Source organism: Halodesulfovibrio marinisediminis DSM 17456 (genome assembly GCF_900129975.1).
GTDB classification, from domain to species: Bacteria; Desulfobacterota; Desulfovibrionia; order Desulfovibrionales; family Desulfovibrionaceae; genus Halodesulfovibrio; species Halodesulfovibrio marinisediminis.
This window is the reverse complement of sequence record NZ_FSRG01000003.1, coordinates 459,067-477,590: the sequence shown is the minus strand read 5'-3', so window position 1 is coordinate 477,590 and position 18,524 is coordinate 459,067. Positions and strand designations below refer to the sequence as shown.

Here is an 18,524-nt window from a genome sequence, read left to right as displayed (position 1 = left end):
TAAATTGATTGCAGGTGCATTATCAAAAGCAGCATCTATCTGCAATATTCCTATGATGAAATAGTAAATTGCAAATCTTCGAACTCATCATCCGCTTGAACAACGTCAATAACAACATGCTGACCTTCTCGTAACTCACCACCGATAAGCTTGCGTGCAAGCGTCGTCTCAACTTTCTGCTGCAAATAGCGTCGCAGTGGACGAGCACCGTACACTGGGTCATAGGCATTGTCTGCTATAAAATTACGCGCAGCTTCTGTAAGTTCCAACGTAATCTTACGACCTTCCAGTCTACCACGCAGTCGAGCCAGAAGAAGATCAATAATCTCTTTGATCTGTTCGCGCAACAACGGTTTAAAGAGTACAGTTTCGTCAACGCGGTTCAAAAACTCCGGTCTGAAGTACTTGCGAAGTTCCTGCATTACGATATCCCGCACATCATCAGCGAGATGCCCATCCGGAGAGATACCCTCAAGCAACAACGGCGCACCGACGTTGGAGGTCATAATGATAATTGTGTTTTTGAAATTAACTGTTCGTCCATGGCTGTCTGTCAGACGGCCATCATCCAGAATCTGCAACAGAGTATTGAATACATCCGGATGCGCTTTTTCAATTTCATCAAAAAGCACAACGCAGTATGGCTTACGACGCACAGCCTCTGTAAGTTGCCCACCTTCATCAAATCCCACATAACCTGGAGGTGCGCCGACAAGACGTGCCACCGTATGCTTCTCCATGTATTCACTCATATCGAGACGTACAATGTTGTCTTCTGAATCAAACAAGGCTTCTGCCAAAGACTTACATAACTCTGTTTTACCAACACCAGTAGGTCCTAAGAAAATAAAGGAACCAATAGGTCGGTTAGGATCAGAAAGTCCGGCACGTGAACGCAAAACAGCCTCAGAAACAGCTTCAACCGCTTCATCCTGCCCTACTACACGTTGATGCAGCTCATCAGGCAAGCGCAAAAGCTTTTCCCGCTCAGATTCAACAAGCCGTGTTACAGGAATGCCTGTCCAACGCGCCACAATGTCAGCAACATCTTCCGGACGAACTTCTTCTTTCAACAGACGTTCTTCGTCTTTTTCTTCTTCCTGCTCAGAGTTCAAGCGATTTTCAAGATCATTCAGTACAGAATATTTAAGCTGCGCTGCTGTATTCAAATCATAATTACGTTCAGCTTCTTCAATCTTACGTTTGGTTTCTTCAATCTGTTCTTTCAATTCCCGCTGCGAATCAATTGCACCCTTTTCTTTTTCCCATCTGGACATGAGATCAGCATGGCTGCCGCGCAGTTCAGAAAGCTCATTTTCAAGTTTTTCCAGACGCTCATGTGATGCATCATCTGTTTCTTTGCGAAGAGCCTCACGTTCAATTTCAAGCTGCATAATCTTGCGGTTTACTTCGTCTAGCTCTGCAGGCAAGGAATCGATTTCTGTACGTATCATAGCCGCTGCTTCATCAATAAGGTCAATAGCCTTATCCGGAAGCTGACGGTCAGAAATATATCTATCGGAAAGCGTTACCGCTTCTACGATAGCGGAGTCGCTGATGCGCACACCATGGTGTACTTCAAAACGCTCCTTCAATCCGCGAAGAATAGAAATAGTATCCTCAATAGACGGCTGTGTCACAAGAAGCGGCTGGAATCGACGTTCCAAAGCAGGATCTTTTTCTATGTACTTGCGGTATTCATCCAGTGTGGTAGCGCCGATGCAGTGCAACTCGCCTCTGGCAAGCATTGGTTTAAGCAAGTTACCTGCATCCATTGCACCTTCCGTTTTACCTGCACCAACAATAAGATGAAGCTCATCGATAAACATTAAAATACGGCCTTCAGACTTTTCAATTTCTGCAAGAACCGCTTTAAGACGTTCTTCAAACTCACCACGATACTTGGCACCCGCAATCAGGGAGCCCATATCAAGCGCAAACAAGCTCTTGTCTTTCAAGCTTTCCGGTACATCACCGTTAAGAATACGGTGCGCCAGCCCTTCTACAATAGCTGTCTTACCAACACCTGCCTCACCAATGATTACAGGGTTGTTTTTAGTACGCCGGGAAAGAATACGGACAATACGGCGGATCTCTGAATCTCGCCCGATTACAGGATCAAGTTTACCCCTGCGAGCTTCATCAACAAGGTCACGACCGTATTTGATCAGTGCCTCGTACGTATTTTCTGGATTTTGTGATGTGACACGCTGTGCGCCGCGAACTTCGTTAAGAGATTTTAACACGTCCTCATAAGAAACGTTCATATCCTTAATAACAGTCGCAACAGCAGGAGCTATTGGAGGTTCCAATGCTACGCAAAACAAGTGCTCAACGCTAACGAACTCGTCTTTCATGCGCTTTGCAAAATCCTGCGCACGTACCAACAGCTGATTCAACTGCTGGGTCACATAAATAGTATCATGACTGGCACCCGGACCACTCACGGAAGGTCTTTTGCGAATTTCTTTCTCTAATGCAAAACCAAAGCGGGCAGGATCAACATTCACACGCTCTAAAATACGTCGAACAAGTCCCTGCTCCTGATCCACCAAAGCAAGTACGAGATGATCAACATCTACCTGCTGGTGTCCGAAACGAATTGCAATGTTCTGTGCCTCGCTGATGGCTGCCTGAGATTTTTCAGTGAACTGATTTAAATCCATCTTGCATTCTCCGAATCATTGAACATATTGAAATATCTAATCGCAGGTACGGTATTATTCCGCAGCGGATTCAAGTTCCTGTACTTTACGCTCCAACTCCTCAACGCGTTCGAGCAAATCTACAATGATCGAACCACCTGTCGGGGTTAAATTAAAATCGTCACAAATACGGATAAGCTTACGTACACGAAACACATCCTTACGAGTAAACAAGTAATGTTTATTCGCAGCCTTAGCAGGAATAATCCATTCCATCTCGAGCAACTCGCCCAACCTTGAAGGATGAATTCCCGTAAGCTCCAAAAACTGAGCCCATGCAATGCGATCCGATCGAACGGGCAATTCTTCAGATATAGCCTGTATCTCTATAATGGTACGTGCCATTGCAAGCCTCCCGTATTTGCGAAGATATTACATCATATTAAAAGTCACGCGGGCTAAAGCTTCCACATTCTTTTGCAAGCTCATCCCATAGTTCCTTTTGCTTATCTGTAGCAGATTCCGGAACAACAATTTTAATTCGTACAAACTGGTCGCCTTTATTGGAGGTGCCACCAAGCCCCTTGCCGCGTAAACGCAGCTTGCGTCCGCTACCGGTACCTGGTGCTATCCGTAAGCTAACGTTACCATCCAAGGTCGGCACGGTTACTTCTGTTCCCAAAGCTGCTTCCCAAGGAGAAAGCGGCAGGTCGAGAATAATATTCAAACCATCAAGGGTGAATCGATGATGCGGTGCAATGGTAACTTTAAGGTACAAATCCCCAGCAGGCCCCCCAGCATATCCCTGATCTCCCTGACCAGATAAGCGGATACGAGCACCGTCTTTAATGCCAGCAGGAATATTCACTTCCAAAGCTTTGGTACCGCCACCTGCTTCAGAAAGAGTGATAGACTTGCGGCCACCATGGTAAGCTTCTTCCAGTGTTAAGGACAAAGAGGCTTCAACATCACGTCCACGCTGTGGACGGTTTGCATAACCACCCTGTCCACCAAAGCCCTGAAAACCGCCAGCACCCTGGAAGCCACCACCGCCAAAGATAGTCTCAAAGAAGTCGCTAAAGTCACCGCCACCCTGAAAGCCACCAAATTGCTGACCTTGGAAACCACCAGCTCCACCAAAATGCTGACCCTGCTGCCAGTTTGGACCAAGCTGATCGTACATGCGTCGTTTTTCAGGATCCTTAAGCACTTCATACGCTTCATTGGCTTCTTTAAATTTCTTTTCTGCTTCAGGATTATTAGAGTTCAAGTCAGGATGGTATTTGCGCGCAAGCTTTTTAAACGCACGAGAAATTTCATCTTTTCCCGCGGTCTTGGATACACCTAAAATTTTATAGTAATCTTTGTACTCAACAGCCATGATCACCCCTATCTATATAAAAATACGTATTTTTTTAAACAATAAAATTCGATATGGGCGCTGTGCACACCGTTTTAGTATTACGCAAACAATGTGTAAGGACTCTTATTTATTGTCCCTCAACGCAATCGAATCATATATAAAACTACTGCTCCCCAGCGTCCTGAGAACAACAGCCATTTTCTATATGCTGAACAAATAGATACAACACTACAATAGGTTCAAGATTTTTTGAGTCAACCCCGCCCCACTGTAATATTGACAATAAAAAACAGCACATTGCCCGTTTACTTTATTCAGGCAACGTGCTGCTTCTCAATAACACACTTATTTTTCTTACAAAAAAACTATCGGCAAATAGCTTTTGCTGCGGCAATGAAACTATCGACTTCTTGCTCAGTTGTGTCGAATGAACAAACAAGTCGCACTTCATGTGTGGCCTCATTCCACTCATAAAATGCAAACTGCTTATGCAATTCTTCCTGATGCTCAGGGCTGATAATCGCAAACACAGAGTTTACATCAACCTTGTTGCAAATTTCGACACCCGGAATACCTGCAAGGCCTTCTGCAAGACGTTTTGCCATTGCATTGGAATTACGAGCTGTTTGTAACCACAGATCATCACGCAGTAGCTCAACAAACTGGCAAGAAGCATAGCGCATTTTTGAAAGCAGCTGGAGATTCTGTTTACGCAGATACTCAAAGCCTTCCGCAAGCTTTTTATCAAAGAAAACAACAGCCTCGCCAAACATCATACCGTTCTTAGTGCCACCAAAGGAAAGTACATGTACGCCTGCATCACGGGTAAATGAAGCAACATCCACCCCAAGCGCTGCGGCTGCATTGGCAATACGAGCACCGTCCATATGCAAATACATGTCATGTTCACGGGCAAAATCACCAAGCGCTTTTACTTCTTCAGGCGTATACACAGCACCGTATTCTGTAGACTGAGTAATAGAGATAACTTTAGGCTGGCTATGGTGCACAACTCCCTTTGCAAAAAGGAACTGCTCAACATCTTTCGGCGTAAGCTTACCGTCTTTCGAATCTACAGTAAGAAGCTTACTGCCAAGCACATTTTCCGGCGCACCTGTTTCGTCAACATTAATATGTGCTATCTCTGAACACACAACTGCATGATATGGTCTCATAAGCGCAGCCAATCCGAGTACATTCGCACCCGTGCCGTTAACCATTACATAAGAAGCAATATCGTCGCCGAATAATGCCTTAAACGCAGCATCAGCATCTGCTGTATATGTATCATCACCGTATGCACAGGCACAGCCTGTATTTGCAGCCGTAAGAGCTTGCATGATACGTGGATGCACTCCAGAATAGTTATCACTGGCAAAGTTAATCACGATTTAGCTCCTTTATCGCTATAAAACACGAAGAACAGCCGCTTCTCGAAAGAAGCGGCTCCGTAAAATTTCAGATTGCAACGTCCTTTTGCTTACAACCAACACTCAACGCTACAGTTTTGAATACAAGTCGAGCGTTTTTTCCAGAAAATGCTGTTCGGAAAGTTCAGCAATCTCTTTTTGTTGTGATTCAAGAATCCGCTGACGGTAAACTTCATCTTTTGCCGCACGCTCAATGGCTCCAACCAAGGCATCAGCACTACCTGCTTCAAACATGGCTTCCTCATCCATAAAGTCCGGCATAACGCCTACACCAGTGGAAATAAGAGGACGTTTGCATGCCATAATTTCAAAAGCGGCACGGGCAATTGTTTCTGACCATTTGGATGCAATCACACCTAAGTCCATAGCAGAAATAGCAGCAGACACATCAGGAACCACACCGGTGATGCGGGTTATCTCCTGAATATTATTGTCAGCAATCCATGATTCCACTTCTACTTGAGACGTTGCTGTTTCGAAGCCAAGCAACATAAGGCGAAGATGCTTCATACCTTTTTCATTGTACAGCTTGCCCACAGCTTCGATAAGCTCTTTTTGCCCTTTTACTTCATCAAAACGGCCGAGCATGGACACGACAAAATGAGAGTCATCGTACCCAAGTTTTTTACGAAAATCAGCACGCCCTTCAGCCTTAAACATAAACTTTCCTGTATCTACCCCACCAAAAATAGTAGATACTTTATGTTCTGGCACATGCAGCTTAGAAATAAAATGCTTTGCCATTACACTGTTTGTAGCAACAACAGCATCAGCAACGTTGGTATGTAACCAGCGGTTAGGAAGATTATTCTTAGGAAGACGCTGGTCTCCCCTTGTTCGTACAAGTTTAAACGATCCAAGATACTTGCGCAGTAGCCCCCAGAGAATAAATCCTTCACCACGATGACAATTGACAACATCTGGAGAAAATTCTTTAATAAGCTTATACAATTGCGCATATGCACGTATGAGCTTAAGCGGATTTGAACTGTTCAAATCAAAATGCAACGGGGTAAAACCCCATTCTTTCGCTTTATCGTCCGCTTCTGTACCCGGTTGAGTAATGACCAATGTCTCATGACCTGCCTCGCGCAGCAAGCGGGCAAGGTACAACCCATACCAGGCAGTGGCATTAAACCAGCGTACATTTATTATCTGTATCGTTTTCATGTGTGGACTCATGACAGCTACACGCTCAGAACGCAAGTGTACTGTTCTATTTCATATTTTTTTATGAGAATTCAAATCAATGACACCGAACGCCTTGATGCGTCAACAAGTGCCTTGTCCGAATATATAGCGTTATCAAGCTACTAGAAAACTGCAAAAAACTCTTTGCAATAGCACTCGAGTGGACTCATTTCGAAAAACAGGCTACCACACGGGCAGATTATACACATTAACTTTTCCGCGACAACGCGGCCAGAACGTATATGACAAAAACATTTGTGACGAAGACATTGGACTTTGATGACATTCATCTTGCGAACGCTCTCTTTGGTCCACAAAACAAACATCTCTCCGTTATCACCAAAGCAAGTGGCGTACAGCTGGATACAAAAGGGACAAGTCTTTCTGCCAGCTCATCTGATCCGGACGCACTACATACGGTTCTTAATCTCCTCACGCAACTCTACGGTCTGCTCAAAGCAGGCAACCCCTTATACGCTAAAGATATCACCTATGCTTACGGCATGCTCCAGCGTGAACCAAACTTAAATTTGCAAAAACTGTTTAAAGACTCTGTTTTTGTTGTTTCCCCTAAGAAAACTATTGCGCCAAAAACATTAAGCCAACGAGACTACCTGACTGCATTACGCGAAAACGAAATGGTCTTTTCGATTGGGCCAGCGGGAACTGGTAAAACGTATCTTGCTGTTGCTATGGCATTATCAATGCTTCTCACAAAACAGGTAAAAAAAATCATTCTTACAAGACCGGCTGTTGAGGCGGGTGAGAAATTAGGATTTTTACCTGGTGACCTTGTGGAAAAAGTCGACCCGTATTTGCGTCCGCTCTACGATGCCCTGCATGACATGCTGGATTTAGAGAAAGTGACGCACATGATTGAAACTGGAGTAATTGAGATAGCCCCGTTAGCTTTTATGCGCGGACGAACCCTCAATAATGCTTTCGTTATATTGGATGAAGCGCAAAATACTACCCCTGAACAGATGAAAATGTTTTTAACACGTATGGGGTACGGTTCCCGCATGGTAGTTACCGGAGATGTAACACAAATTGACTTACCGGTATGTGGTGAGTTCCGCACTCCCCGCTCTGGTCTTATCGAGGCTCAGAGGGTCTTGGCAAATATCAAGGGAATCCGTTTCATACATTTTCACCATGAGGATGTTGTTCGTCATCCACTGGTTGCAAAAGTTGTTAACGCGTATGAGCGTTATTCAACAGAACTGACAAAAAAAGATTAACCGAGCAGGCTATGACTTCTAAAAGTAAAGCGCGCGGTTCAGGACAAAAAGGGTCTGCCAAAATACGTAATGCCATTTCAACTTTTCCAAAACTTGGGCTTTTCGTATTCCTTACTGCACTGATCTGCCTTGCCATTCTTAGCGGAACTAATCTGCGCCCCCCTCTACCACTGTACGTTGCAGGGGAAGTGGCGGCACAGGACGTGCTCGCAACACAGAACTTACTCTTTGAAGATACCAGTTCCACTCTCGCCAAACGCAGACAAGTGGCGGAACTTCAACCGCCTATATACGATCTCGACCGTTCTCCGATTTCCAAAATTCAAGACAAATTTCGACTGATTTTTGATTTAATCAACTCTCCACGAGCCTCCGTAAGTGAAGAAGACGCTATCCGCTGGCAAATTGAAGAACTTCTTAATGTTGAAGTGTCTCGTAAGACCTACAACCATTGGAAAGAAGAACGCTTCCAGACCATTTTTTACACACAAGCACTGCCCTACATTGTAGACATGCTCAACAAGGGCATTGTGGCAGACCGTACTTTACTCCTGCAAAACAGGAACGGCTACGTTATCCGCGACCTTGCGCAAAACAATGAAACACTGCATTCCGTTGCCTTTAAGATTGGTGACCTTTCAACCACCAAAAAAGGATTGTTGAAAGAGCTGCGCAGCAAAGGCAAAGCACCATTACGTACACGTAATGCAGTTCTAGCTCTTATCTCACCGGTGCTGACACCGACAGTTACTCCTAACAGAGTAGAGACTCAGCTTCGCGAACAAATAGCTGTAGATGCAGTTGACCCTGTGTATTACAGCATTAAAAAAGGTGAAAGCATTGTCCGCAAAGGCGAGCGCGTAACCTTGCCTATCCAGATAAAGCTACAGGCGCTGCTAGCACATAAGAACCAGCGATTCTTCCCATACCAGATGCTCGGCGTCTTTATGACAACCCTGCTGCTTGGTGCCGGACTGGCGTTTGAGCGCAGAGGTCGCAGGCTCTGTTCTTTGCGAAACCAGGATTTGCTACTCACAACAATGCTAGTAATCCTGTTTGCCGGTGGCGCAAAAGCATTCACGCTACTACAAAGCAGTTTTGATGGTGCTCAGCATGCCGCAGAACTACTTCCAATCCTCTACCCTGTACCGGGTGCACTTGGATTGGTAGGCTTAATCTTCGGCATCAGACGATGCAGCGTTATTGCGCTAATCATCAGCTTCCTTTGCACTGTTATGATGAGTGGATCAATTGAACTATTCCTGTTCTACTTCCTCGGTGGCATGATCAATGTATGGCTCGTGCAGCATGCAGAAAGCCGTAAAGACATTGCAGTCAGTGGGTTGCCGCTTATGGGTGGTCTTCTCATTACATGGGTTGGTCTGGCTCTTTACCAGCAACTTGATATACCAGAACTCGCTGTAGGTTCAGTCTTTGCTGCAGCTAATGGAATCATTTCTTTACTGGTCGTATTTGCTCTCAGCCCGATCATCGAACTCATTTTCAACTACACCACCCGCTTTAAGCTGATGGAATTGATGAACCTTGAGCAGCCATTGCTTCAGGAACTCATGATGAATGCCCCCGGCACCTATCATCATTCACTCATCCTTTCCAACCTTGTTGAAGCAGGTGCCAAATCCATCGGGGCAAACAGCCTGCTCTGTAAAGTTGCTGCGCTGTACCATGACATCGGGAAGCTGGCTAAGCCTCAATACTTTATTGAAAACCAAGGACGGGCAAAAAACCCTCATGACAAGCTTACCCCTGCCATGAGTACGCTCATTCTTATTTCCCACGTAAAAAAAGGCGTCGGTCTTGCCCGCAAACATCGTCTTGGTCATGAGATTGAAGATATTATCCAGCAGCACCATGGTACATCTGTAATTCGCTACTTCTATACAAAAGCAGCAGAACAAGATGAAACCTTATGCAAAAACGACTTCCGCTATCCTGGCCCTAAGCCGAAAAGCAGGGAAGCAGCAATTGTAATGTTGGCGGATGCTGTTGAAGCTTCCAGCCGCGTGCTTGCCGACCCAACTCCAAGTCGTTTGCGCGGACATATCGATACTATTATGAAAGGCATCTTCTCTGAAGGTCAGTTGGATGACTCTGAGCTTACATTTTCTGACTTAACCAAAGTTGGTGAAAGCTTCCATCGAGTGCTTACCGGCATTTTCCATAGGAGGATTGAATATCCGGAGGAGCAACGAAATGGGTGCATCAAGAACCATGAAGAGAAAAATGGACACCATGAAAGGCCTGAAAAACCTAAAAACGGTACTGCTCCTGAAGCAGCGTAAGATATATGATTACAATTAAAAAAAGCCAGTCAGTCGACTGGCTTCTTCCCTTCTCCCGCACGGAATTAACCCGTGGGATGAATGCAATGCTTTCCGCCATTGGACATGAAGGAAAGGACGTTGAAATTAATCTCGTGGATGATGCCACTATTGCAGACTTAAATGCATCTTTTCTGCAGTGTGACGGCCCGACTAACATTCTGTCTTTTCCCTCCACAGAGGATGGAAGCACACATAATATAGGCTGGCTGGCTTTATCCATGGACACCCTTGAACGAGAATGCCTTCTATACGGACAGGACAGAATAGAGCACGCATTACGCCTTATTGCTCACGGCATGTTGCACCTTGCAGGATACGATCACGGCGACGAAATGTTTGCGCTGACCGATGTTGCTGTTGACGCAGGCTTTGCTTCTATTTAGCAAAAATACTTAACACGTTATCCAACAATAATTCCAGCAATTTTTCTCTATCAATTCTCTAGAAATATACATTGTATTCAATGTAAAAAACTAACACCATGCAAATTATACTGCATGGTGTTTCTTATTTAATGCAACTAAACACATCACAAACTCCTCATCCTGTGGGGACCATATACTACAACAAAAAACATTCCCATTAAGACAATAAATTAGCGACGTTAATTCGACTTAGTATACACAGTTTAACGTAAAAGATTATTGCCCAATATTGTTTCTATTGTATAGTAGATACTCGACACTATACATTTATCGGCATGGGTAATTATGAAAAACGGTATATACTTACTTCTTTTCCTTGCTGCTGGAGCTTTTTTCATTCAGCACCAACGTGAGATACAGCAACTCAGGCAGTTAATTGATTCACAGAATCAAGAACTTCATGCCATGCAAGTAGTGCTGCGCAACAACTCAGTTCAATCAGAATTAGCCCTTGAAATAGGACGCAGGACACAGCAATCCTTACACGATTCACGTGCAAAACGAGTTGTTAAAGTTACTGCCTATAGCCCGCGAAGCATCGAAACTGACTCCACACCGTTCATCACAGCATCTAATACAAAAGTTCGCCCTGGTATTATTGCCGTATCCCGTGACCTTTTTGCGAAGGGTTGGACATTCGGGAAAAAAGTATACATCAAGTCACTTGGCGTATTCACCATTGAAGACCTAATGGCAAAACGCAAAAAAAATCAAATTGATGTTTTTATGCCTGAAACAACTCAGGCTCTTTCATTCGGCAGAAGAAATCTAGAGGCTTATCTGCTCAATTCTCCACCAATTTCAGATAAAACCTATACCCAATTGTATCCCACTCCGCATAAAGACTTTCTTCTGGCTTCGGAAGACCTTTGCAGACGCACGAACTGACCCACGTTCATACGCCCTACTGAACGCATCGGGTATATAAAACAAAACGCCTCTGAGTTTTTCAGAGGCGTTTTGCTTGTAAGATCAAATAATAAAAAACAGTAACTAACTTGCTTCAGTTATCATATCTGTCTTTAAGATCAACTGTTCCTTACAATATGGGCAAGTCAAATCGATAACACGTCCTTCACCACTAATAGAACGAATTCTGCACCGAAACACTTTACCGCAATAGGGGCATCGAACCTTCTTTTCCATACATATATCTCCTCTATTCCCACCCACAAGCTACACATTATATAGGAATAACAAGGGATGCAACTCTAAAAGGAGGTTCACGCAGGCAAGCCCACACAGTACCAACAATTTTCCAGAGTCTGTAGTGTTCCTTGACCTTACGTATCGCAACAACTAAACAAGTCTGGCATTCATTATTTTTCACCCACGAGCACTGCATGAAAAACCTCTTTAAAGACAAAAACTTACTCCTGCTCTTTGGCATCACCCTCTTCGTCGTTATGGGTGTTTCCAGTATCCTTCCAGTACTGCCAAGTGCTGGACGTTCCTTGAATATTCCAGATTCACAGATCGGTTTGCTTCTCACAAGCTTTACCCTTCCTGGTATTTTTCTTACGCCATTTGCTGGAATCCTAGCCGACAGATACGGTAGAAAGGCTGTGCTCATTCCGTCACTCATACTCTTTGGGATCGCTGGTTTTTCATGCTCGTTGACTACAGACTATCAACTCATTCTTTTCCTACGAGTATTGCAAGGTATTGGAGTAGCACCAATCAGCCTGCTTTACACAACCATCACAGGCGACCTGTACTCTGGCCAGAGACGCCTTGAGGTCATGGGCTACAACGCAACTGTACTCAGTCTTGGAACTGCACTTTTCCCTTTCATCGGGGGCCTGCTTGGAGAACTTGGCTGGCAATATCCATTCATGCTTCCACTCTTAGCGCTGCCACTTGCGGTACTCTGTGCAATCTACTTAGACATACCAAATCCGAAATCAAAAGAGACCATCACAAGTTACTTTAAAAAGACAGCTCAAATTGTTTCATCAAAAAGAGCGCTTGTCCTCTTTGGAATGACACTATGTACTTTCACAATCCTTTACGGCCCGATCATCACCTATGTGCCTATCCTTTCGGACACCGTCTTTAACGCAAGCCCGTCCCGTATCGGTTTACTGTTCGCTATATCTTCCGTATTTACAGGTGCTGCAGCCTCACAACTAGGACGCTTACGTAGAATAATACCGGTTCGCACCATGCTATGTTTTGCTGCTGTCTTTTTCTCTGCTGCAATGGTTACCATGCCTATACCTAGCAATTTTTGGCTACTTGCTATTCCTGTTGGATTCTTCGGCATGGGGCAAGGGCTATCCTTTCCAAACCTTGCAGCAAAACTCACCGGCATTGCTTCCATCGAAAAACGCGGAGCTGTCATGGCTGTAAATGGTACAGTGCTGCGACTTGCACAAACAATAAGCCCACCACTCTTTTCACTCCCTCTACTTTTTGGTGGTATTTCTTCCGTCTTCTACAGCGCTACACTTGTCGGTGCAGTCATGTTTTTTCTGGCATTAAATTGTCCCTCAGACGCACACACTCAGAACTAACTTCAACACCCAACCGCTAATCTATGCATATAAAAAGTCCCCCGACCTAGGTGTCAGGGGACTTTTTTGTCTATTTCAATTAGTCCTGATTGCTACTGCACTGAATAATGGCTCTGCAAAATGCAGGGAGATCATCCGGTGCTCTACTGCTTATAAGATTACGGTCTATCACAACGGGTTCGTTCACCCATTTGGCTCCTGCGTTTTCCAGATCATCTGTGATGCCGCGTGTTGAGGTACATGTATACCCATTTAGAATACCGGCAGAAATTGGAATCCATCCACCATGACATATGAACGCTATGATCTTCCCACGTTCATGCATTGCCCGCGTTATACTCTTAACATCCATACAACGACGCAACTTATCCGGAGCAAAACCACCAGGTATAACCAATATATCGAAATTATTAGGATTTACATCTGTAAGTCGAATATCCGCCTTAACAGGATATCCATGGTACCCTCTGTATACAGTGTCCGTATTCTTTCCGGCAAGAACTACTGCCGCCCCCTCTTCAATGAGGCGTAGTTTTGGATACATGAGTTCGAGATCTTCAAACAGATCTTCCACGAACATTAAAACTTTTTTCCCATTCATTAAGCCCATAACGTGCCTCCTACGTTACGTTCTACTGTACCATGTAAAGGGAATTATTCTGTTATTACCTTGTGAGCGGACATAAAAAAAGCGCACAGAGCATGTGCTCTGTGCGCTTGTAATTACAGAAGATGAACTAAGACTAGTCAACCCAGTTGAAAGTACGCTCAATAGCTTTTTTCCAACCAGCGTATCCTTTTTCACGCTCTTCTTTGCCGAGCTGCGGATCCCAGGTTTTATCAACAGCCCAGTTAGAACGAAGATCGTCAATACTAGACCAGTAACCAACTGCAAGGCCAGCTGCATATGCAGCACCAAGGCATGTTGTTTCAGTAACCTGAGGACGAATAACAGGTACGCAGAGACAATCGGACTGGAACTGCATGAGCAGTTCATTCATTACCATGCCACCGTCAACTTTGAGGGTAGTAAGGTCAACGCCAGAGTCTTTGTTCATTGCTTCGATAACGTCGCGAGTCTGATAAGCAACAGCTTCAAGACAAGCACGAGCAATATGGCCTTTGTTTGCAAAGCGGGTGAGACCTGCGATTACGCCGCGAGCGTCAGAACGCCAGTACGGAGCAAACAAGCCCTGGAATGCAGGAACAACATAAACGTCGCCGTTATCTTCCACGGACTTAGCAAGTTCTTCAACTTCAGGTGCTGCGCTGATGAGATTAAGGTTGTCACGCAGCCACTGGATGAGAGCACCTGCAATAGCAATAGAGCCTTCCAGGCAGTATACAGTTTCTTCATTACCAAACTTGTAGCCAACGGTAGTGAGAAGGCCCTGTTTAGACTGGATTGGTTTAGTACCGGTGTTAAGAAGCATAAAGCAGCCGGTACCGTATGTGTTTTTCGCTTCACCAGTATCAAAGCAAGCCTGACCAACAAGTGCAGCCTGCTGGTCACCAAGAGCGCCACAAACAGGTACACGTGCGCCAAGAGGACCATGTTCATCAGTAGAACCCCATGTTTCGTTGTCAGAAGAAGACACGATACGTGGAAGAGCTGCTTCAGGAACATCCATGATATCAAGGATTTCTTTATCCCACTGGAGGGTTGCGAGATCCATGAGCATAGTACGGGAAGCGTTGGATACGTCAGTTACATGTGCGCCGCCTTTTGCGCCACCAGTAAGGTTCCAGATGATCCAAGTTTCCATTGTGCCGATGAGAGCATCGCCGTTACGAGCAGCAGCTCGCACACCCGGTACGTTATCCATGATCCATTTCATCTTTGGACCAGAGAAGTAAGTCGCAATCGGGAGACCGGTTTTTTCACGGAAACGATCCTGACCGCCTTCAGCCATCAATTCTTTACAAATCTTGTCAGTACGGGTGCACTGCCAAACAATTGCATTATAGAAAGGCTTACCAGTTTTGCGGTCCCAGATAACGGTAGTTTCACGCTGGTTGGTAATACCGATAGCAGCGATGTCGGAACCTTTAAGGCCGGCTTTCTTTAAAGCACCCTGAATTACTTCCTGGGTATTTTCCCAGATTTCCATTGGGTTATGCTCTACCCAGCCTGGTTTAGGGAAAATCTGCTCATGTTCTTTCTGATCCATGCCGACAATGCGGCCTTTCTTGTCAAAAATAATAAAACGTGAGCTTGTAGTTCCCTGGTCAACAGCGCCAATGTACTTAGCCATAGTGATCCTCCACTTTTAAGGTAAGGCTAACAATAAACTGATTAATGCTTAAACAGTAAGCCTACTGCTGAGCAACAAACGCTTCAACAGCACGGAGTGAACTAGCAACCGCAATGCCAGTTCCACATTTCATTCGCATCCAGTCCTGATGAGCCAACAGAGAGCCGACAGCGAATACACGCTCGTGTACAACCTCTCCGTTTTCATCAACTGGACGGAACGAAGAATCGACCTCTACACCTGCGGAACTTACTTTGTGTCCACGAGGGTCAAGAAGGTCGGTTCGATGCCACTCTTCACGGTCAGCCGGCTGAGATACTGGCAGGCCCATCACAGTCTCCACAATGTGATGTCTGTCAGCAAACAGTCCGCCGCCGAGGAATCGACCGGTGGCAAGCACAACACCTTTGGCAACCACTTTTTCGGTAGGTGCTTGTACACCGAAGGTCACTTCATAGCGACCATCTTCGAGTGGGGTTATGGAAAATACCTTATTTTGTAACTTTAAATCAACACCTAAGGTACTAATTCTTCCTTCAAAAAGGCTTTTAAGGCGCATACCCGGTACGGAAGCCGGTAACGTCGGGAGTTCGAAAACTTTTACGCCAAGCTCTTTTTCCATTTCTTCCAGAATTTCATCTGCTGTGTAGATACCCAGAATTGCAGGCACACCGACAGCCTCTACACCATCAAGGTGCGGCTTGATAAGGTCATACAGCTTTTCACGGGTTTCTTTCAGCTCCATGGACTGAGCCATTATACCTGTAAGAATAGGCTTCATAGATGCAGAATCCGGGAATGTCAGGCGCATTGTTTTAAGGTTAGACCACTTATCACCAATGGTGGTGGCTACCTGTTTTGCGCTGAATTCACGAAGACCTTCGAAGTCAATCAGCAATGTCGAAGCATTGTTTTTGAAAGCTTCTACACCTGCCCACATGGTAGCAGGAACAGCCCAAGTGGTTTTCTCTGTACCGATCGGGGTAAGCACTTTGCTGTTCGCATCTTTCTCCATACGGTATTCAAGACCGAATTTAGAAAGGAAATCGAACAGTTCGCCATACGCCTTTTCTACATCTTCACGGGTTACATGTGCGTAAGGATGGTTCGGCATATCGGCAGAAACTGCTGCCATTGCTTCCCAAGGGTTATCCCAAAGCTTTTTTTCTTCAACAGGATGAACGGCCATTACGTCGAATAAGCCGCTGGAAAATACAATTTCACCGGTGCTGCCTGCCTGAGTAACAGACAGTCCGCGGTTTGCTGCATACACAGCAGCGGACATACCAGCAATACCGGTACCTACTACAAAAAGATCACGTTCAGTGACTGGCAAGTTGCTCATATCACCCTCTAATCCATTTCCAGATTAAGAAGACCGAAGTACAGTGCTTCTTTAAGTTCTGCCTGATTGAACTGAGCATCCCACAAAATAGGACGCTGACCTTTCCAACGTTTGGAAAGGAAATCACGCATGCTCTCTACACCTTCGTTACCTTTAAAGAGGTCTCGATCGTACATGTGAGCAGCAATACGAGCACCACAGAATGCGCCCTGACAAGAGCCTTTACCCACACGGCTACGCAGGCCGACAGCCTGAATACCAGGCTTTTCGCCCTCACCGAAAGAATCAAGAATAGTGTCAACAGCACTCTTAGGTACGATTTCACATTCGCAAAGGAGGTAGTCTTCTGAATTGTGACGACGCATCCACTCGCGTTTAGTGAGAATGGAAGGCTCCGCCCATTCAGTCTGAACATAATCAGGAAGGACAGTACCGCGGGTGAGACAAGGTGCGTCAACCTTAAGTCGGTTACAAACAAGGTCAGCGCAACGTTCTGCCATAAGGCGGTAGGTTGTGAGTTTACCACCAGTGATGGTGATAAAATTCTCAAGATTTTCTTCTTCATGACTAAGCAATGCATAGCCGCGGCTTGCAGCACGGTCACTGGAAGCATCACCAAGCTGCACAAGCGGACGAACGCCTGCATAGGCACGAACATAACGGCAGGTATCTAAAACAGGTACCATCTGGGCGCCCTGATCAATGTTGCGGTTGATCTCGTCGATGGATGGAGCCACGTTATCAAGATCTTCAACACGAACAGAAGTGGTACCTAAAACAGAAACCGTACCGCCAGGAACGAGAATATCACCGTCTCCCGGAGGACGCAGTCGGTTAATTACACGATGGTTCAGTCGAGAAAGGGTTACAAGCAGGCTACCTTTTGCATATGTCATGCGAATGTTAGCACCTGCCATTTCTGCGACGTTAGCAGCCCATGCTCCGGTTGCGTTTACATACTGTTCAGCTTCAATAACAGACTCTTTACCGGTACGGGTATTAACCACGCGGGCGCCGGTAATTTTTCCGCCTTCTTTTTTGAAACCAAGCAACTTCATGTAGCGCTTGTACACACCCCCGTGTGCTTCAGCGTCTGCAACGTTTTCCAAAGAGAGCTTAAACGGATCGATTGATGCGTCTTCAACTTCATAAGCAGCGATCACATCAGGGTTAAGGTTAGGCTCGAGTTCCAATGCTTCTTCAGGGCTTACTTCCCTGCATGGCACTCCAGCTTTTTCACAGTTGATAGGGAACTGGTTGATGTACTCTTCATCATCACCTTTCACTGCTACAAACAAACCGCCTGTATTTTCAATGCAGTGAGGGGCGAATTCTTTGATGATATCCCCTTCAACTTTACACTCGTTAGCAGAATGCGGGTCAGTGGACACATAACGGGCACCACTGTGAAGCAGGCCGTGGTTACCACCGGATGCACCGGCGTTCACATCACGCTGCTCAATAAGCATGCATTCTACGCCCCTAAGGGCTAAGTCTCGAAAAATACCGGTACCAGTTGCACCTGCACCGATAATCAGTACTTGAGTCTGCAAAAAAACCTCCAGACTTCATGTATCACAAAACAATTATCAACAACAAAAAACACTGCAAAGGAACTACCCTTTGCTCACTGACGGGACAAACACTATTATCTACCGTACAGTTTCACATTCGCACCAGCCTAACAATCTGAAATAAAAGACAGAGTAAAAAATTCTGCAAAGCAATATTTAGCCTGCAAAACTATAAAAAAGACACTTCTCGACTA

The 18,524-nt window shown here is 45.3% G+C and carries 15 protein-coding genes; 5 read left to right on the top strand and 10 right to left on the bottom strand.

The genetic code is table 11. The features are described from left to right. Positions 1 to 50: 50 nt before the first annotated feature. From clpB to BUR09_RS02320, 5 genes are all read right to left on the bottom strand, one after another. Entirely contained in the window at positions 51 to 2,666 is a 2,616-nt protein-coding gene (gene clpB / locus BUR09_RS02340) for an ATP-dependent chaperone ClpB (RefSeq protein WP_074215342.1), read from the bottom strand. Between the two features lie 54 nt (positions 2,667 to 2,720). Continuing rightward, positions 2,721 to 3,050 (bottom strand): chaperone modulator CbpM, encoded by a 330-nt coding sequence (locus BUR09_RS02335; protein WP_139296719.1) that lies wholly within the window; start codon positions 3,048 to 3,050, stop codon positions 2,721 to 2,723. A 37-nt stretch (positions 3,051 to 3,087) separates the two neighbouring features. After that, positions 3,088 to 4,026 (bottom strand): DnaJ C-terminal domain-containing protein, encoded by a 939-nt coding sequence (locus BUR09_RS02330; protein ID WP_074215341.1) that lies wholly within the window; start codon positions 4,024 to 4,026, stop codon positions 3,088 to 3,090. A gap of 347 nt (positions 4,027 to 4,373) precedes the next feature. Continuing rightward, positions 4,374 to 5,396, bottom strand: a complete 1,023-nt coding sequence (locus BUR09_RS02325; protein ID WP_084539294.1) for a threonine aldolase family protein — start codon at positions 5,394 to 5,396, stop codon at positions 4,374 to 4,376. A 111-nt stretch (positions 5,397 to 5,507) separates the two neighbouring features. After that, positions 5,508 to 6,608: a glycosyltransferase family 4 protein gene (locus BUR09_RS02320; protein ID WP_074215339.1), complete on the bottom strand. Its 1,101-nt coding sequence runs from the start codon at positions 6,606 to 6,608 to the stop codon at positions 5,508 to 5,510. A gap of 263 nt (positions 6,609 to 6,871) precedes the next feature. Here BUR09_RS02320 and BUR09_RS02315 point away from each other — a divergent pair, with 263 nt between their 5' ends. From BUR09_RS02315 to BUR09_RS02300, 4 genes are all read left to right on the top strand, one after another. Next, positions 6,872 to 7,870 (top strand): PhoH family protein, encoded by a 999-nt coding sequence (locus tag BUR09_RS02315; RefSeq protein ID WP_074215338.1) that lies wholly within the window; start codon positions 6,872 to 6,874, stop codon positions 7,868 to 7,870. A gap of 11 nt (positions 7,871 to 7,881) precedes the next feature. Then, positions 7,882 to 10,173, top strand: a complete 2,292-nt coding sequence (locus BUR09_RS02310; RefSeq protein ID WP_074215337.1) for an HD family phosphohydrolase — start codon at positions 7,882 to 7,884, stop codon at positions 10,171 to 10,173. 5 nt (positions 10,174 to 10,178) lie between these two features. After that, a complete protein-coding gene (ybeY, locus tag BUR09_RS02305) occupies positions 10,179 to 10,598 on the top strand; it encodes an rRNA maturation RNase YbeY (RefSeq protein WP_074215336.1) in 420 nt (139 codons plus the stop codon). A 327-nt stretch (positions 10,599 to 10,925) separates the two neighbouring features. Then, positions 10,926 to 11,528, top strand: coding sequence for a 3D domain-containing protein (locus tag BUR09_RS02300; protein ID WP_074215335.1), 603 nt, complete (start codon positions 10,926 to 10,928; stop codon positions 11,526 to 11,528). A 105-nt stretch (positions 11,529 to 11,633) separates the two neighbouring features. Here the strand turns inward: BUR09_RS02300 and BUR09_RS16780 are convergent, their stop codons facing one another. Further along, positions 11,634 to 11,786: a hypothetical protein gene (locus BUR09_RS16780; RefSeq protein WP_175565970.1), complete on the bottom strand. Its 153-nt coding sequence runs from the start codon at positions 11,784 to 11,786 to the stop codon at positions 11,634 to 11,636. A gap of 197 nt (positions 11,787 to 11,983) precedes the next feature. Between BUR09_RS16780 and BUR09_RS02295 the strand changes: the two genes are divergently transcribed. After that, on the top strand, positions 11,984 to 13,156 hold the full coding sequence (locus BUR09_RS02295; RefSeq protein WP_074215334.1) for an MFS transporter: 1,173 nt from the start codon (positions 11,984 to 11,986) through the stop codon (positions 13,154 to 13,156). A 79-nt stretch (positions 13,157 to 13,235) separates the two neighbouring features. Here the strand turns inward: BUR09_RS02295 and BUR09_RS02290 are convergent, their stop codons facing one another. From BUR09_RS02290 to glpA, 4 genes are all read right to left on the bottom strand, one after another. Beyond that, entirely contained in the window at positions 13,236 to 13,766 is a 531-nt protein-coding gene (locus BUR09_RS02290; RefSeq protein WP_074215333.1) for a type 1 glutamine amidotransferase domain-containing protein, read from the bottom strand. Positions 13,767 to 13,899: 133 nt separating this feature from the next. Next, positions 13,900 to 15,411, bottom strand: coding sequence for a glycerol kinase GlpK (gene glpK, locus BUR09_RS02285; RefSeq protein ID WP_074215332.1), 1,512 nt, complete (start codon positions 15,409 to 15,411; stop codon positions 13,900 to 13,902). Between the two features lie 61 nt (positions 15,412 to 15,472). Beyond that, positions 15,473 to 16,756 (bottom strand): glycerol-3-phosphate dehydrogenase subunit GlpB, encoded by a 1,284-nt coding sequence (gene glpB / locus BUR09_RS02280; RefSeq protein WP_074215331.1) that lies wholly within the window; start codon positions 16,754 to 16,756, stop codon positions 15,473 to 15,475. An 8-nt stretch (positions 16,757 to 16,764) separates the two neighbouring features. Continuing rightward, positions 16,765 to 18,309 carry an anaerobic glycerol-3-phosphate dehydrogenase subunit GlpA gene (gene glpA / locus BUR09_RS02275; RefSeq protein ID WP_074215330.1) on the bottom strand — a complete coding sequence of 515 codons (1,545 nt, stop codon included), beginning with the start codon at positions 18,307 to 18,309 and terminating at the stop codon, positions 16,765 to 16,767. Positions 18,310 to 18,524 lie beyond the last annotated feature (215 nt).

Coding starts and splice junctions, on each gene's coding strand:
- clpB (WP_074215342.1), bottom strand. CDS start 2,666: ATGGATTTAAATCAGTTCACTGAAAAATCTCAGGCAGCCATCAGCGAG.
- BUR09_RS02335 (WP_139296719.1), bottom strand. CDS start 3,050: ATGGCACGTACCATTATAGAGATACAGGCTATATCTGAAGAATTGCCC.
- BUR09_RS02330 (WP_074215341.1), bottom strand. CDS start 4,026: ATGGCTGTTGAGTACAAAGATTACTATAAAATTTTAGGTGTATCCAAG.
- BUR09_RS02320 (WP_074215339.1), bottom strand. CDS start 6,608: ATGAAAACGATACAGATAATAAATGTACGCTGGTTTAATGCCACTGCC.
- BUR09_RS02315 (WP_074215338.1), top strand. CDS start 6,872: ATGACAAAAACATTTGTGACGAAGACATTGGACTTTGATGACATTCAT.
- BUR09_RS02310 (WP_074215337.1), top strand. CDS start 7,882: ATGACTTCTAAAAGTAAAGCGCGCGGTTCAGGACAAAAAGGGTCTGCC.
- ybeY (WP_074215336.1), top strand. CDS start 10,179: ATGATTACAATTAAAAAAAGCCAGTCAGTCGACTGGCTTCTTCCCTTC.
- BUR09_RS02300 (WP_074215335.1), top strand. CDS start 10,926: ATGAAAAACGGTATATACTTACTTCTTTTCCTTGCTGCTGGAGCTTTT.
- BUR09_RS16780 (WP_175565970.1), bottom strand. CDS start 11,786: ATGGAAAAGAAGGTTCGATGCCCCTATTGCGGTAAAGTGTTTCGGTGC.
- BUR09_RS02295 (WP_074215334.1), top strand. CDS start 11,984: ATGAAAAACCTCTTTAAAGACAAAAACTTACTCCTGCTCTTTGGCATC.
- BUR09_RS02290 (WP_074215333.1), bottom strand. CDS start 13,766: ATGGGCTTAATGAATGGGAAAAAAGTTTTAATGTTCGTGGAAGATCTG.
- glpK (WP_074215332.1), bottom strand. CDS start 15,411: ATGGCTAAGTACATTGGCGCTGTTGACCAGGGAACTACAAGCTCACGT.
- glpB (WP_074215331.1), bottom strand. CDS start 16,756: ATGAGCAACTTGCCAGTCACTGAACGTGATCTTTTTGTAGTAGGTACC.